Source organism: Paradevosia shaoguanensis, from assembly GCF_016801025.1.
Lineage (GTDB): Bacteria > Pseudomonadota > Alphaproteobacteria > Rhizobiales > Devosiaceae > Paradevosia > Paradevosia shaoguanensis.
In genome coordinates, this window is the sequence record NZ_CP068983.1 from 4,390,883 (window position 1) to 4,405,743 (window position 14,861).

The 14,861-nt window shown below is 63.5% G+C and carries 15 protein-coding genes; 5 read left to right on the forward strand and 10 right to left on the reverse strand.

Going from position 1 to position 14,861, the window contains the following annotated elements; genetic code table 11:
• Nucleotides 1–183 precede the first annotated feature (183 nt).
• From JNE37_RS21370 to recO, 3 genes are all read right to left on the reverse strand, one after another.
• Nucleotides 184–492 carry a Dabb family protein gene (locus JNE37_RS21370; RefSeq protein ID WP_203064757.1) on the reverse strand — a complete coding sequence of 103 codons (309 nt, stop codon included), beginning with the start codon at nucleotides 490–492 and terminating at the stop codon, nucleotides 184–186.
• On the reverse strand, nucleotides 489–2,747 hold the full coding sequence (parC, locus tag JNE37_RS21375) for a DNA topoisomerase IV subunit A (protein ID WP_203064758.1): 2,259 nt from the start codon (nucleotides 2,745–2,747) through the stop codon (nucleotides 489–491). The genes JNE37_RS21370 and parC overlap by 4 nt, the downstream gene beginning before the upstream one ends.
• A gap of 117 nt (nucleotides 2,748–2,864) precedes the next feature.
• Complete coding sequence (gene recO, locus JNE37_RS21380) at nucleotides 2,865–3,566, reverse strand: DNA repair protein RecO (RefSeq protein ID WP_182397448.1); 702 nt, start codon at nucleotides 3,564–3,566, stop codon at nucleotides 2,865–2,867.
• A 139-nt stretch (nucleotides 3,567–3,705) separates the two neighbouring features.
• On the opposite strand from recO, the gene JNE37_RS21385 reads away from it, so the two are divergent.
• From JNE37_RS21385 to JNE37_RS21400, 4 genes are all read left to right on the forward strand, one after another.
• Entirely contained in the window at nucleotides 3,706–4,635 is a 930-nt protein-coding gene (locus JNE37_RS21385) for a siderophore ABC transporter substrate-binding protein (RefSeq protein WP_379125354.1), read from the forward strand.
• A gap of 44 nt (nucleotides 4,636–4,679) precedes the next feature.
• On the forward strand, nucleotides 4,680–5,636 hold the full coding sequence (locus JNE37_RS21390) for an ABC transporter permease (RefSeq protein WP_203064759.1): 957 nt from the start codon (nucleotides 4,680–4,682) through the stop codon (nucleotides 5,634–5,636).
• Nucleotides 5,637–5,703: 67 nt separating this feature from the next.
• Complete coding sequence (locus JNE37_RS21395; RefSeq protein ID WP_246513705.1) at nucleotides 5,704–6,636, forward strand: iron chelate uptake ABC transporter family permease subunit; 933 nt, start codon at nucleotides 5,704–5,706, stop codon at nucleotides 6,634–6,636.
• Entirely contained in the window at nucleotides 6,633–7,391 is a 759-nt protein-coding gene (locus JNE37_RS21400) for an iron ABC transporter ATP-binding protein (protein ID WP_035093111.1), read from the forward strand. Before JNE37_RS21395 ends, JNE37_RS21400 begins: the two co-directional genes overlap by 4 nt.
• A gap of 366 nt (nucleotides 7,392–7,757) precedes the next feature.
• Here JNE37_RS21400 and era read toward each other — a convergent pair whose 3' ends face one another.
• The 7 genes from era to rpoZ all read right to left on the reverse strand — a co-directional run bounded on the left by era (nucleotide 7,758) and on the right by rpoZ (nucleotide 13,918).
• The gene (gene era, locus JNE37_RS21405) at nucleotides 7,758–8,675 is read right to left on the reverse strand and encodes a GTPase Era (protein WP_035030002.1); all 918 of its coding nucleotides are present in this window, start codon (nucleotides 8,673–8,675) and stop codon (nucleotides 7,758–7,760) included.
• Nucleotides 8,672–9,379, reverse strand: coding sequence for a ribonuclease III (rnc, locus tag JNE37_RS21410; RefSeq protein ID WP_035093109.1), 708 nt, complete (start codon nucleotides 9,377–9,379; stop codon nucleotides 8,672–8,674). Before rnc ends, era begins: the two co-directional genes overlap by 4 nt.
• Nucleotides 9,379–10,122: a signal peptidase I gene (gene lepB / locus JNE37_RS21415; protein WP_246513403.1), complete on the reverse strand. Its 744-nt coding sequence runs from the start codon at nucleotides 10,120–10,122 to the stop codon at nucleotides 9,379–9,381. The genes rnc and lepB overlap by 1 nt, the downstream gene beginning before the upstream one ends.
• Before the next feature lie 38 nt (nucleotides 10,123–10,160).
• A complete protein-coding gene (gene acpS, locus JNE37_RS21420) occupies nucleotides 10,161–10,583 on the reverse strand; it encodes a holo-ACP synthase (protein WP_035030011.1) in 423 nt (140 codons plus the stop codon).
• Complete coding sequence (pyrE, locus tag JNE37_RS21425) at nucleotides 10,580–11,164, reverse strand: orotate phosphoribosyltransferase (RefSeq protein WP_203064761.1); 585 nt, start codon at nucleotides 11,162–11,164, stop codon at nucleotides 10,580–10,582. Before pyrE ends, acpS begins: the two co-directional genes overlap by 4 nt.
• Complete coding sequence (locus JNE37_RS21430) at nucleotides 11,161–13,440, reverse strand: RelA/SpoT family protein (protein WP_035030016.1); 2,280 nt, start codon at nucleotides 13,438–13,440, stop codon at nucleotides 11,161–11,163. The genes pyrE and JNE37_RS21430 overlap by 4 nt, the downstream gene beginning before the upstream one ends.
• 109 nt (nucleotides 13,441–13,549) lie before the next feature.
• Nucleotides 13,550–13,918, reverse strand: a complete 369-nt coding sequence (gene rpoZ / locus JNE37_RS21435; RefSeq protein WP_035030018.1) for a DNA-directed RNA polymerase subunit omega — start codon at nucleotides 13,916–13,918, stop codon at nucleotides 13,550–13,552.
• A 365-nt stretch (nucleotides 13,919–14,283) separates the two neighbouring features.
• Here rpoZ and JNE37_RS21440 point away from each other — a divergent pair, with 365 nt between their 5' ends.
• A complete protein-coding gene (locus JNE37_RS21440) occupies nucleotides 14,284–14,853 on the forward strand; it encodes a LabA-like NYN domain-containing protein (RefSeq protein ID WP_035030020.1) in 570 nt (189 codons plus the stop codon).
• Nucleotides 14,854–14,861: the final 8 nt, after the last annotated feature.

Sequence of the window (14,861 nt, forward strand, 5' to 3'; positions counted from 1 at the left end):
CCGGCTCTAAGGCCGGGGAAGATCGAGTGCGAGGCGAGTGCCGGTGTTCCACACGAGATCGAGCCCCAACGCCCTCGCCCCTTGAGAGAGAGGGTGTCCGAAGGGCGGGTGAGGGGTCGCCCCAACCACCGCAGCCATCTTCTCCTCAAGCATCGAAGGAAGCCTGCTGCGCCATCAAGTCAGCTAAACCTCGATATCAAACACCAATATCCCCGCGAGCCCACCCTCGGCCGCCGCAACCAGCCGTGCGCCTGCCGCCTGATGGTCCGGATGCACGAGATACGCATCCCGGGCACCCGCATCGGCGAAGTCCATTGTGAACCCGTCCGCGAAGCCCTGCCCCAGCCCTTCCGGGCTGACATTCGGCCCGAAGCTCGCGCGCTCCAGCCCCGGCACCCTGTCCTTGAGCGCCGCGAGATCCGCATAGATCGATGCCCGCTCGTCCGCGCCGACATCGCTCCTGAACTTCACCCAGACGCAGTGCCGGATCATCCGCCGACGAACCGGTTGTTGCGCGGGAAGCCGTTGGGCGGCTGGCGGCCGGCCTGGGCGCGGTCACCGACCCACTCGACGAGCTCGCCCATCGGTCGGGTAAAGGTGCGGCCCGAGCTATCGGTCCAGGTCAGCCCTTCCTCGGACCTGAAGGTCTTGAGGTCCGAAATGCCGCCGTCCTTGTACTTCTGCAGGCGCACGCCCTTGCCGCGGCTCATTTCCGGCAATTGCTGGGCCGGGAAGATCAGCAGCTTGCGGTTCTGGCCGATGACCGCGACCATGTCGCCGCCCGCCGGCACCAGCAGCCGCGCCTCGTCGTCACCCGAGACGTTAAGCACCTGCTTGCCCTTGCGGGTGTTGGCGATGAGGTCGTCCTCGGCCACGACGAACCCGTTGCCGGCGCTCGAGGCCACCACGCGCTTGGCGCCCGGCCGATAGACGAAGAGGTCGACGATGTCGTGCCCCTCCTCGATATCGACCATGATGCGCACCGGCTCGCCCTGCCCACGCCCGCCCGGCAGCTTGTCGCCGCCCAGCGTATAGACCTTGCCGCCGGTCGTGAGCATCAGGAGCTTGTCCGTCGTCTCCGCCTTGACCGCCAGCTTCAGTCGGTCGCCGGCCTTGAAGCCCTTTTCGTCGACGTCGTCGGTATGGCCCTTCATCGCCCGGATCCAGCCCTTTTCGGAGAGGATCACGGTGATCGGTTCGCGCTCGATGAAGGCGGTTTCGATCTCGGAGCTGTCGGCCGTCGGCGCGTCGCCGATCGCCGTGCGGCGCGGGCCGAGCGGATGGTCGTCGCCATAGGCCTTCTTGAGATCGGCGACCTGCCGGGCGATTTCACCCCATAGCCGACGGTCCGAACCCAGCAGCGTTTCGAGATGCCCGCGCTCGGTCAAAAGCCCGGAATGCTCGGTACGCAATTCCATTTCCTCGAGCCTGCGCAGCGACCGCAGGCGCATGTTGAGGATGGCTTCGGCCTGGTTGTCCGTGAGGTTGAAGGTCGCCATCAACTGCGCCTTCGGGTCGTCTTCCTCGCGGATGATGCGGATCACCTCATCGAGGTTGAGGAAGGCCACGATATAGCCTTCGAGCACCTCGACACGCTTGGCGATCTGGTCCAGCCGGTGCTGGCTGCGGCGGATGAGCACGATCTTGCGGTGATCGAGCCAGGCGCGCAGCGCTTCGGGCAGGCCCATGACCTTGGGCACCGTGCCCTTGTCGAGCACGTTCATGTTGAGCGGGAAGCGGACTTCGAGGTCCGAGACCTTGAACATCTGCTCCATCAGGATCGTGGCATCGACCGTGCCAGCGCGCGGTTCGAGCACCAGCCGCACGTCGTCCGCGCTCTCGTCGCGAATGTCCTTGAGCAGCGGTAGCTTCTTGGCCAGCAGTAGCTCGGCGACTTTCTCGATCAGCCGCGACTTCTGCACGCCATAGGGGATCTCGGTGACGACGATCTGGTAGACACCGCGCCCCTTTTCCTCGCGCTCCCATTTGGCGCGCAGGCGGAACGAGCCGCGGCCCGTCTCGTAGGAGTTGATGATCGATTCCTGGCCCTCGACCAGGATGCCGCCCGTCGGAAAATCCGGCCCCCTCACGAACTGCACCAGCTCGCGTGCGTCGGCATTGGGGTTGACGTTGATCAGGTGCAGCGCCGCGTCGCAAAGCTCGCCGACATTGTGCGGCGGAATGGACGTGGCCATGCCCACGGCAATGCCGGTCGAGCCGTTGGCCAGCAGGTTCGGGAAGTTCGAGGGCAGGACGACCGGCTCCTCGTCCTCGCCGTCATATGTCGGCTTGAAGTCGATGGCGTCTTCCGCCATGCCTTCGAGCAGGCGGCTGGCGACGTCGGTCATGCGGCTTTCGGTGTAGCGCATGGCCGCCGGGCTATCGCCGTCGATATTGCCGAAATTGCCCTGACCGTCGACCAGCGGGTAGCGCTGCGCGAAGTCCTGCGCCATGCGGACCAGCGCGTCGTAGATCGACTGGTCGCCGTGCGGGTGGAACTTACCGATCACGTCACCGACGATGCGGGCGGATTTCTTGTAGCCCTGATCCGGGTCGAGCCGCAGCAGGCGCATGGCGTGCAGGATGCGGCGGTGTACGGGCTTGAGCCCGTCCCGCGCGTCCGGCAGCGCGCGCTGGGTAATGGTGGAGAGCGCATAGGAAAGGTAGCGCTCTTCGAGCGCCTCGCGCAGGTCGACGATACGGGTCTCGCCGCCGTCCTCCGGCTTGGGGAGGTCAGCGTCGTCCATGGATGTACTCAGTCTTGCGAATCATTTCGCGAGTATAGCGGCAGCAGGGCGAAAATTGGTGCGGTTGTGGAAAAGCAGGCGGCGGAACGAGCGGTTTTCCGGGGGCATCCAACGCGCTCACCGCCCCAGCATCTCCACCAGCACTCCGCGCACCGCCGGTGGCTCGATCTGCCGCGGGTGCCACACATGCATATCCAGGAAGTGTCCGCTGATGGCGAAGGCATCCGCCACATCCTGTGGCGTCGCCGTGCCCTCTCCACGGAGGAAGGCGGGCAGCCTGAACAGCCGGTCGAGATAGGGCTCCGCCGCCTCCCGGCAGACAGCCCGGCCCGTACGTGGCGAAACGTGGGTCAGCTCTTCCGTATTGCCCGTCACCGCGCAGCTTTCGAGGTCGAGACCGAAGCCCAGTTCCTCCAGCAGCCGCATCTCGAACCGCGCCAGCTTCTCGCCGCTCACCGGTCCGTCGAGCAGCCGCACGGCTTCCATCAGCAGCCGATCATGGGGGTCGCGCTCGGGCAATAGCCGCAGGTGCTCGGTCAGCAACTGGCTCATATAGAGCCGCGCCCGGTCGGCGATGAGTTCGGCAGCGCGCGGCTGCAGCAATTCGATGGCAAAGGTGCCCAGGTGGTCCTCCAGCCGCGCCCGCCAGGTGAGTTGCACGCTGTTGCCCGGCTGGAGCGTTGCCGCCTGCTGGCGCGAGCGACCGCCGCGCACGAGGCCGAGATAGCGCCCTCGCCCCAGCACCATGGCCTCGGCGATCACGCTGGTCTCACCGTGCCGTCGCACGCCGATCAGCAAACCTTCGCCAGTCCATTCCAAATCGCCAACTCCAGAGCCGGCTGCACGATAAGCGCAGCGCCCGTTCATTTCCACACTTTGCCGCAGAGGTTAATATGACTTTGACAATCACCATTAGTGTCTCTATGCGAAGAGCAGAAACAATCAATGGAGTAGACCCTTGAAGACCTTCGGAAAGTCGCTGGCCGTTGCGCTTGGCGCGGCGCTTCTTCTGGCCCCCGCCGTCTCGTCGGCTGCGGAGATCGTTGTCAAGCACGCTCAGGGCGAGACCACCCTTCCCGGCGTGCCGTCCAAGGTTCTGGTGCTCGATATCCCGTCGCTGGATACGCTCGACGCGCTTGGCGTCGATGTGGCCGGCGTGCCGGGCTCGAACCTGCCGCCCTATCTCTCCAAGTACGCCGATGAGAAGTACACCAAGGTCGGCACGCTTTTCGAGCCCGATTACGAGGCCGTGAATGCCGCCGGCGCCGATCTCATGATCATCGGCGGCCGTTCCGCCGCCAAGTATCCCGATCTTTCGGGCATGCTGCCCACGATCGACATGACCATCGATCCGGCCGCCTACACCGACAACGTCAAGGCCAACGTGGTCAAACTCGGCGAAGTCTTCGGCAAGCAGGCCGAGGCTACCGAACTCACCGCCAGGCTCGATGCGAAGCTGACCGCCCTCAAGGGTCTCGCCGCCGACGCCGGCACTGCCATGATCCTCGTCACCACCGGCGGCAAGGTCGGCGCCTATGGCCCGGCTTCGCGTGTGGGCTGGCTCCACAAGGAAATGGGCTTCAAGCCGGTTGCCGACGACATCGACGACCGCTTCCATGGCGGGGACGTAGTGTCCTTCGAATACATCCTTGAAGCCAATCCCGACTGGATCTTCGTCATCGACCGCGACGCTGCCGTCGGCCAGGTCGCCGAAGGCCAGGCTGCCAAGCAGATTCTCGACAATGAGCTCGTCGCCCAGACCAATGCCTGGAAGAACGGTCATGTCGTCTATCTCGACCCGGCTTCCGCCTACATCGTGAGCAGCGGCTACAACGCCATCAACACGCTGGTCGATCAGGTCAGCGAGGCCGTGTCCGCAGCGAAATAAGAACCCGTGCGGCCGGATCAACAACCCGGCCGCACCCTTGTGCCTTGAAGCTCCTTTCCGCAGCCATTGCGCTCACGATCGGGCTGGCCATAGTCAGCCTCTTCATCGGCGCTAGCGACGTATCGCTCAGCACACTGCTTTCGGGTCAGGACCGCGCCGTGCAGGTTCTGCTTGCGAGCCGTATTCCCCGCACGCTGGCCCTGATGCTGGCCGGCAGCTCCATGGCGATCGCCGGCATGATCATGCAGATGCTGGTGCGCAATCGCTTCGTCGAGCCCTCGACCGCCGGTACCGTCGAATCCGCCAGCATGGGCCTTCTCGTCGCCACGCTCGTCGCGCCCGGCATGCCGGTCTTCGGCAAGATGCTGGTCGCCGCCCTCTTCGCCCTCGCCGGCACCGCGCTTTTCCTGCGCATCCTGCGCCAGGTGAAGATGCGCGATGTGCTGATCGTGCCGCTCATCGGCATCATGTTCAGCGGCGTGATCAGCGCCATCACCACCTTCTTCGCCTATCGCTTCGACCTGCTGCAATCGCTGCTCGCCTGGACCACCGGCGACTTTTCCGGCGTCCTGCGCGGCCGCTACGAGCTGCTCTGGATCGGCTTTGTCCTCACCATCTTCGCCTATATCGCCGCCGACCGCTTCACGGTCGCTGGCATGGGCCGTGATTTCACCGTCAATCTGGGTGTCAACTACCGGCGCGTCGTCTCGCTGGGCCTCGGCATCGTCTCGCTCGGCACGGCCGTTGTCGTAGTGACGGTGGGCATGATCCCCTTCCTCGGGCTCATCGTGCCCAATGTCGTGAGCATCATGTTCGGCGACAACATGCGCAAATCCGTGCCCTGGGTCGCGGTTATGGGCGCCAGCTTCGTGCTGCTCTGCGATATCGTCGGCCGCGTCATCCGCCAGCCCTACGAAATCCCGATCGGCGTGGTCGTCGGCGTCGTCGGCAGCGGCATCTTCCTCTACCTCCTGCTGCGGAGGCGCGCCAATGTCGCTTGAGACGCGCTCCGCACCCCTCGCGGCCGCTCCGCCGCGCCAGCAGGCACGCGCTATCACGCCGCGCCTCATGCTCGGCATCCTTGCCGTCCTCGCGCTTGCCGCCTGCGCGGCCTTCATGGTGCTCGGCGCCAAGGGCCAGTGGAGCTTCATCCTGACCTTCCGCGGCACCAAGCTCGCGGCGCTCCTGCTCGTGGCCTATGCGGTGGCGGTTTCGACCGTCCTGTTCCAGACGGTCACCAACAATCGCATCCTCACGCCCTCGGTGATGGGCTTTGATTCCCTCTACGCCCTCATCCAGACCTGCCTCATCGTCTTCCTCGGCTCGCGCGAGGTTTCGAGCTTCGATCCGCAATTGCGGTTCCTGCTCGAAGTCACGGTCATGGTGGTGTTTTCCGGCTTCCTCTTCCGCTGGCTCTTCACCGGGGGCGAGCGCAGCATTCACCTGCTGGTCCTGGTCGGCATCATCTTCGGCATCTTCTTCCGAAGCCTCTCCACCTTCATGCAGCGCGTGCTCGATCCCAACGAGTTCGCCGTGCTGCAGGACATGCTCTTTGCCAGCTTCAACACCATCGACAAGACGCTGCTTGGCCTCTCCGCCGTCATCGTCCTGGGCGTAAGTCTCATCGGCCTCAGGATGCTGCATACGTTCGACGTGCTCGCGCTCGGCCGCGCCAACGCCATCAACCTGGGCCTCAACTACCGCCGCACCGTCTCGATCATCCTGGTCCTCATCGCGGTGCTAGTCTCAGTGTCGACGGCCCTTGTCGGCCCCGTCACCTTTTTCGGCCTGCTGGTGGTCAGCCTCGCCCATCTCCTCATGGGCAGTGGCAAGCACCGCTATCTGCTGCCGGCCTCGATTCTCCTGGCCATCATCTGCCTCGTCGGCGGCCAGGTGATCCTCGAACGCATCTTCGCCTTCGATACGGCGCTGAGCATCGTCATCGAATTCCTGGGCGGCATCGTCTTCATCATCCTTATCCTGCGGGGAGCGGCGCGATGATCGAAATCACCAATGTCAGCAAGAGCTATGGCGATACCTGCGTCGTCGACGCCGTATCGCTGAGCATCCCTGCCGGCGGCATCACCTCGATCATCGGCCCGAACGGAGCCGGCAAATCCACCCTGCTCTCGATGATCAGCCGCCTCCTGCCGATGAGCGCGGGCAAGGTCTCGGTCGATGGGCTCGATGTCACCCACACGCCCAGCGACGTACTTGCCAAACGCCTCGCCATCCTGCGCCAGGACAATCACCTCTCGGCCCGCCTCACCGTGCGCGACCTCGTCGGCTTCGGTCGCTACCCACACTCCAAGGGGCGCCCGACGCTGGAGGACAAGGCCAAGATCGAGGAAGCCCTCGATTATCTCAGCCTGCAACCCCTCGCCGGCCGCTTCCTCGACGAGGTCTCCGGCGGACAGCGCCAGCGCGCCTTCGTCGCCATGATCCTCTGCCAGGATACCGACTACGTGCTGCTCGATGAGCCGCTCAACAATCTCGACATGAAGCACGCCGCCGACATGATGAAACTCATGCGCCGCGCCTGCGACGAGCTCGGCAAGACCGTGGTCATGGTCCTCCACGACATCAACTTCGCCTCCTGGTATTCCGACCGCATTATCGCCATGTGCGACGGCCGCATCGTCCGCGACGGCCCTCCCGCCGAGCTGATGACACCCGAAGCCATGCAGGCGATCTACGGCATCGACATGAGCGTGCAGGAAGTCGGAGGAAAACGGCTTGGGGTTTATTACGGGTAGGAGGCACCCAAGCCGCCACCCATCCCGGAAATGCTCGCCTGGTGTTCCTACACCACCGAACTCACCCCACCCCGGCACTTCCCCGGACTTGATCCGGGGCCTATTGCCCCCCTCCACTCGAGTGGAGATGTCCGAGGGCCCCGGCTCTGCGGCCGGGGAAGATCGAGCGGGCGGTGAGGCCAGTGCTCAACGCGAGATCGCGCCACACCACCCTCTCCCCTTGAGGGAGAGGGTGCCCAACGGGCGGGTGAGGGGTTCGCGCCGCCGCCCCGACCCCTCATCCGGCGCTAACGCGCCACCTTCTCCCTCAAGGGGAGCAGGGAGGTAGGCGGCACCACCCCTCAGCAAAGCGCACCGCGCCCAGCTTCACACCTTCCCGTGCGGGAACTCCAGCCCCATCTCGCGATACCGCTCAGGGTCGTCCCCCCACTTCTCGCGCACCTTCACGAACAGGAACAGGTGCACCGGCGTCTCGAAAATCTCCATCAGCTCCTTGCGCGATTCCGCGCCGATAGCCTTGATGGTTTGCCCGCCTGCACCCAGCACGATCTTCTTGTGCGTGTCGCGCGTGACGTACACTACCTGGTCGATCCGGTAGGCGCCGTCCTTCTCGATCTGGAAACGCTCGGTCTCGACAGTCGTATTGTAGGGAATCTCGTCATGCACACGCAGGAAGAGCTTCTCGCGCGTCACTTCCGCGGCGGTCAGCGCCAGCGTCAGGTCGGTGAGCTGGTCTTCCGGGAAGTGCCAGGGGCCGAGCGGCATGCGCTTGATGCACCAGTCGAGGAAGTCCGCGACCCCGCTGCCCTTGAGCGCCGAGACCATGAAGGTGGATTCGAACTGCACCGCCTCGTTGAGCTTGGCCGAGAGTGCCAGCAGCGACTCGGGCTTGACCGCATCGACCTTGTTCAGCACCAGCACCTTGGGGTGGCGCACATTGGCCAGCCCTTCGAGCAGTGATTCAATTTCCGGGGTTATCCCCTTTATGGCATCAACGATAAATGCCACGACGTCCGCGTCGCCCGCGCCCGACCAGGCGGCCTGCACCATGGCCTTGTCCAGCCGGCGCTTGGGCGCGAAAATGCCCGGTGTATCCATGAAGACGATCTGCGTGTCGCCCTCGGTCACCACGCCACGGATTTGCGCGCGCGTCGTCTGCGCCTTGTGGGTGACGATCGAAACCTTTGTGCCGACAAGGGAATTCAGCAGCGTGGACTTGCCCGCATTCGGCGCCCCGACAAGGGCAACGAACCCACAACGCTGATTGATGTCGACTTCGGTCAAAGAGTTTCCTTCCAGACTTTCTCGCGTACGAGGAATTTCTCGGCCGCCTTGTGCTCGGCGATCTTCTTGCTGGCGCCGGTGGCGGTCAGCGGCTCGAATTTACCAACCTGCACGGAAATAGTGAACTCCGGCGCGTGGTCGGGGCCGGTGCGGCCGGCAATGACGTAGCTGGGCGGTTCGAGGCCCCTGCCCTGCGCCCATTCCTGCAACGTCGTCTTGGCGTCGGCGCGGTCGGCGTGAAGCACCCCGATCCGGTCGCCGAACATGCGCTCGATGAACTCGAACGCCTTGCCCAGCCCGCCGTCGCAATAGATGGCGCCGATCACGGCCTCCGCCACGTCGGCAAGGATCGCTTCCTTCTCGGCGCCGCCCGTGCGAGCTTCGCTCTCGCCGAGGTTCAGTTCGGGGCCGAGGTCGATCTCGCGGGCGATGGCCGCGCAGGTTTCCTTGCGCACCAGCGTATTGAGCGTGCGCGACAGCTCGCCTTCATTGGCCTTGGGCAACCGGCGGTAGAGCATGTCGGCCACCACGAGCCCGAGCACGCGGTCACCCAGGAATTCGAGGCGCTGGTAGGAACGCTCGATGCGCTTGCTCGGCGAAACGGCGCTCGAATGGGTCAGCGCGCGGTCGAGCAGGTCCGGGTCGGCGAACCGATAACCCAGACGCGCTTCGAGTTTCTGATGACCTCGTCCCTTGGTATTCATCAATGAACGGCTTGGAACATGCGATCCCAGCGGACATTGGCCGGCCACTGCCAGATCTGCCAGGGCGGAATATTGTCCTTGATGGAGAAGAAGCGGGCCTCGGCCTTGCCGATCAGCGCCGTAGCCGGCACGTAGCCGACCTGGCTGAGCACGCGGCTATCGGCCGAACGGTCGCGGTTGTCGCCCATCATGAAGAAATGGCCGGCTGGCACCACGTATTCGGCGGTGTTGTCGAGCGGCTGGTCGTCCGAGATTTCCTGGATGACGTGGGTCACGCCATTGGGCAGGGTTTCCTCGAACAGCGTCACCGGCACCGTCTGCATGTTGCTGTCGGTATCGGTCGCCTTGCCGATTTCCTTGCGCTCCACCATCGTGCCGTTGATGTAGAGGCGCCCTTCCTTCATCTGGATGCGGTCGCCCGGCAGGCCGATCACGCGCTTGATGTAGTCTTCGTTGGTGATGTTGTGGAATACAGCGATATCACCGCGATTGGGTTCGCGCCCCATGATCCGGCCGTTGAACGGCACCGGAATCGGGAAGGAATACGGCCCGAAGCCCCAGACGAACTTGTTGGCCACGAAGTAGTCGCCGATCATCAGCGTATTCTGCATCGAGGCGGTGGGGATCGAGAACGGCTGGTAGATGAACGTGCGGAAAACGATGGCGATCAGCAGCGCCTCGATGATCACGACGATCGTATCGCGGACCTCGTTGCGCCCGGCCTTCTTTTCGTCTTTCGACATGGATTGGCTCATCTATTGCCCCTCGGATCAGGCAGGGATTACGGGAGCGGCCGGCTCTGGTCAACAACCGGTCGCGCTTCGATCACGACAAAGGCCTGGGCCATGCCGCCATCGTCGGTAATGGTCAGGTGGATATGCGCCTCGTGCCCAGCGGGCACAAGAGCAGCCAGCACTTTTGCGGCCCCGTTGGTCAGTTTCATGGTCGGCTTGCCCGAGGGCAGGTTGACGACGCCCATGTCGCGCCAATAAACGCCGAAATTAAGACCGGTGCCCAAGGCCTTGGAGCACGCCTCCTTGGCGGCGAAGCGCTTGGCGTAGGAGGCCGCGCGCTGGGCGCGGCGATCCGATTTGCGGCGTTCGATCTCGGTGAAGCACCTTTGCGTGAAGCGCTCGCCGAACCGCTCAAGGGTCTTTTCGACCCGGCGGATATCGCAGAGATCGTTGCCGATGCCGATGATCACTGCAGGCCCCTGCTGCCCGGCTTGACGGCCGGCAGCGCGGCCAGTTCCGGCGGCAGGTTGTCGGCGGGGTAGGCCGGCACCTTGAACTGGGTGAGCGACACCAGCGGCACACCGACATCGGCCTCACCGGCAGAACGGTCGATGAGGCAGGCGGCAGCGACCACGTCCGCGCCGATATTGCGCAGCGTTTCGATGCATTCGCGGATCGAAAGGCCGGTCGAGACGATATCCTCGACCACGATCACTTTCTCGTTTTTCTCGATCTCGAAGCCGCGGCGCATCTGGAAGGCGCCGTCGACGCGCTCGGTATAGAGCGCCGGCAGCTTGAGGTGGCGTGCGGTCTCATAGCCCGGAATGATGCCGCCAACGGCCGGCGAGACCACCTTGGTCACGTTGCCGTAGCCCTCGGCCCGGATCTTGTCGGCGAGCGCGCGGCAGAGGATTTCGGCCTTGTCCGGATACATAAACACCCGCGCCTTCTGCAGGAAAACCGGCGACCTCAATCCCGAGGACAGGATGAAGTGCCCCTCCAGGATCGCGCCGCATTCCTTGAAAATGGCCAGAACGTCTTCGGTGTTCACGCTTGCTCCGCTTGTTCGATTTTTCCGTTCCATTCGAGCGTGGAGATGGTGCCGGCTTCGGCGACCGTCGCACGCTGAACGTTGTGCAGTCCGGGACTACGTTTGAGGGTTGCCAGGACATCCGTCAATTGCGCGAGGTCGCGCACCTCGATTTCGAACACCAATTGGTGGAAATCGGGCGAGATCATGCGCATGACGAGGTTGTTGATGTTGGCGTCGCACGCCGCGATGGCCGAGGAGACCTGCGCGAGCGAGCCTGGCTTATTGACCGATTCCATCGAGATGGCGACCTTGTACTCGCGTTCCTGGCTGCCCACGATGTCCCAGCGGACGTCGATCCAGGCCACGTCGGAATCGTAGAGGTCGGCCAGCGCGTCCGAGTGGATCGGATAGACGTGCACCGAGCCCCCCTGCTCCAGGATGCCCACCAGCCGGTCGCCCGGGACCACGCCCTCGGCGGAGAATTCCACCGGCGTGTTGAAGTTGAGTTCTTCGAGCGCCGCCATCGCCTTGGGTCCGCGGGTCGACGCGCCCGGCACCCGGAAGCGCAGCAGGTTGGTGGCGCGCAGCGCGAACCAGCCCTCGGCCTTGTCAGGCACCGGCAGGTCGAGCCGGCGACTGCGGTGGCGGCGGAAGCCCTTCACCTTGGCGATCTCGTCGGCGATGACTTCGGTCGAAACCTTGCCCTCGCCCACGGCGACCAGCAATTCTCGCTTGCCCGGATGCCCGATGGCCTCGGCCACGGCCTTCATCTCGGCGTCGTCGACCGAAACGCTCTCGCGCTCGAGCAGCATCTTGACCACGTGCTCGCCCAGCGAGTACGCGCGCTGCTGGCTGGCGAGACGCACGGCGCGGCGGATGGCCGCCCGGGCCTTGCCGGTGGCAGCAATGCCTTCCCAGTTGGATGGCGGCAGGTGGTTCTGGTCGCGGATGATCTCGACTTCGTCGCCCGAGCGGAGCTGGGTGACGAGCGGCATGATGGCGCCGTTGATCTTGGCGCCCACGCAGGTATCGCCGATCTCGGTATGCAGCGCATAGGCGAAGTCGATCGGCGTCGCACCCCGCGGCAGCGCGATCAGGCGTCCACGCGGCGTGAAGCAGAACACCTGGTCCTGGAACAGCTCCAGCTTGGTGTATTCGAGAAAATCCTCGCCGGTATTGCCGGCTGTCAGATGCTGGATGGTCTGCCGCAGCCAGACGAAGGCGCGGCTTTCCTTTTCGAGCCGCGCCAGGTCAGCCGAGGCGCCATCCTTGTAGAGCGCATGTGCCGCGATGCCGAGTTCGGCGATCTGGTGCATCTCGAATGTGCGAATCTGCAGCTCGACGCGCTGCCGGCCCGGCCCCACGATGGTGGTGTGGATCGAGCGGTAATCGTTGTGCTTGGGGACCGAAATATAGTCCTTGAACCGCCCGGGCACGACCTTCCAGTTGGTGTGCACGATGCCCAGCGTACGATAGCAATCCTCGGTGCTCTCCACGATCACGCGGAAGCCGATCATGTCGGAGAGCTGCTCCAGCGCGATCGACTTGCGCTCGATCTTGTTGAAGATCGAGAACGGCGACTTCACCCGCGCGCTCACCTTCGCGTCGATCCCCTCGGCCGCGAGCTTCTCGCTCAGCTCCGACGTGATCCGGTCGATGGTGTCGTGGTGGTCGGCCTGCATCTCGCGCAGGCGGCTCGTGATGGCGTTGTACTGCTCGGGCTGCTGCACCTTGAACGAAAGGTCTTCGAGCTCCGAGCGGATGCCCTGCATACCCATGCGGCCAGCCAGCGGCGCATAGATATCGAGCGTTTCCTGTGCGATCCGCGTCCGCTTTTCGGGCGGCATGTATTCGAGCGTGCGCATGTTGTGCAGGCGGTCGGCCAGCTTGACCAGCAGCACCCGCACGTCCTCGGAAATCGCCAGCAGGAGCTTGCGCAGGTTTTCCGCCTGCGCTTCCTCGCGCGAAACGAGGTTCAGCCGCTCGATCTTGGTGAGGCCATCCACGATCGCGCCGATTTCCGAGCCGAAGAGCTGGTCGATCTCGGCGCGCGTCGCGTCGGTGTCCTCGATGGTGTCGTGCAGCAGCCCCACCGCGATCGTCGCATCATCGAGCTTGAGATCGGTGAGAATGGCCGCCACTTCCAGGGGATGGGCGAAATACGGGTCGCCGGATGCGCGCTTCTGCGAGCCATGCTTTTGCATGGCGTAGACATATGCCTTGTTGAGCAGCGCCTCGTCGGCATTGGGGTTGTAGGCCTGAACCCTCTCGACGAGCTCGTATTGACGCATCATGGCTGGTGCCGCACTCCTTGCGGCATGATCTTAGCGATCAATTGGTTAAATGGAAAAGGCGCCGAACGAACGTTCGACGCCTTTCCATATAGTCCGAGTCGTCAGGCGATCAATCGTCGCGACGCTCCGGCGGCGCGAGGCTTTCGATGCCGCGCAGCAATTCGTCTTCGCTCATGGTGTCGAAGGTCATGTTGTCGTCGTCGTTGCCGCTCTCGATCAGAGGAGCAGCATGCTTCTCCGGCTCGTCGACTTCGACATACTTCTGCATCGAGTGGATGAGGTCCTCGCGCAGGTCTTCCGGCGAAATCGCGCCGTCGCCGATCTCGCGCAGGGCGACGACCGGGTTCTTGTCGTTGTCGCGATCAACGGTGATCTGCGAGCCCGACGAAATCATGCGGGCGCGGTGAGCCGCCATGAGCACCAGATCGAAGCGGTTTTCGACCTTTTCGATGCAATCTTCTACTGTGACGCGTGCCACTGACGTCTCCAGGGAGTTGTGGGATGAAGGCCGCTCTTACACGAGCCGATGCCGGATGGCAAGCGAAGCGGATCGCCCAAACGATCACACACCATCTCCATTTCTTGCACAGGATGGCATGTAAAGTGAACTAGTCCATATTTGTTGATAGAAATCCACTGGTTAGTATGGGAACAGTATGGGATGCGGAATTGTTGATGGAGATGTCCAACAATAATTGCCTTGGGAAAGCCATATTGCTGATGCGATGACCGCTATCGTAATCACGGTGTCGGTGATAAATCCTAGCTATTCACTCATATGCGCAAAGGCGCAAGTATGCTGGGCAGCCTGAGAGGCCGGCCGACCCGGTCTGGAGAATGCTCATGTCCATCGATCCGCGCGAAAAAGTAGTTTTGTTTATTGACGGCGCAAACCTTTACGCCACCTCCAAAGCTATAGGCGTCGATATCGACTATCGCCGTCTGCTCAAGGAATTTCAGAGCAAGGCCTACCTGCTTCGCGCCTACTATTACACTGCCCTCATCGAGGATCAGGAGTATTCCTCGATCCGCCCGCTGATCGACTGGCTCGACTACAACGGCTTTACTGTGGTCACCAAGCCCGCCAAGGAATTCACCGACGCGACCGGCCGCCGCAAGATCAAGGGAAATATGGATATAGAACTGACCGTGGATGCGCTCGAAATGGCGCCATTCTACGATCACATGGTGTTGTTTTCAGGCGATGGCGACTTCACCGCGCTCGTTGCCGCACTCCAGCGCAAGGGCAAGCGCGTTACCGTCGCCTCCACCCTCACCACCTCGACCCCGATGATTTCGGACGACCTGCGCCGTCAGGCCGATTTCTTCCTCGATGTCGCCGAGCTCGCCAAGACTGTCGGCCGCACGCCGGTTGACCGGACTCCTCCCGTTGTCGAGGATGACTCGGAGTGATTCCGAGA

Excerpts from the sequence above, each read along its gene's own strand:
- JNE37_RS21430 (WP_035030016.1), bottom strand. The coding sequence starts at position 13,440 with ATGATGCGTCAATACGAGCTCGTCGAGAGGGTTCAGGCCTACAACCCC.
- JNE37_RS21370 (WP_203064757.1), bottom strand. The coding sequence starts at position 492 with ATGATCCGGCACTGCGTCTGGGTGAAGTTCAGGAGCGATGTCGGCGCG.
- parC (WP_203064758.1), bottom strand. The coding sequence starts at position 2,747 with ATGGACGACGCTGACCTCCCCAAGCCGGAGGACGGCGGCGAGACCCGT.
- JNE37_RS21395 (WP_246513705.1), top strand. The coding sequence starts at position 5,704 with ATGCTCGGCATCCTTGCCGTCCTCGCGCTTGCCGCCTGCGCGGCCTTC.
- JNE37_RS21440 (WP_035030020.1), top strand. The coding sequence starts at position 14,284 with ATGTCCATCGATCCGCGCGAAAAAGTAGTTTTGTTTATTGACGGCGCA.
- JNE37_RS21400 (WP_035093111.1), top strand. The coding sequence starts at position 6,633 with ATGATCGAAATCACCAATGTCAGCAAGAGCTATGGCGATACCTGCGTC.
- lepB (WP_246513403.1), bottom strand. The coding sequence starts at position 10,122 with ATGTCGAAAGACGAAAAGAAGGCCGGGCGCAACGAGGTCCGCGATACG.
- rnc (WP_035093109.1), bottom strand. The coding sequence starts at position 9,379 with ATGAATACCAAGGGACGAGGTCATCAGAAACTCGAAGCGCGTCTGGGT.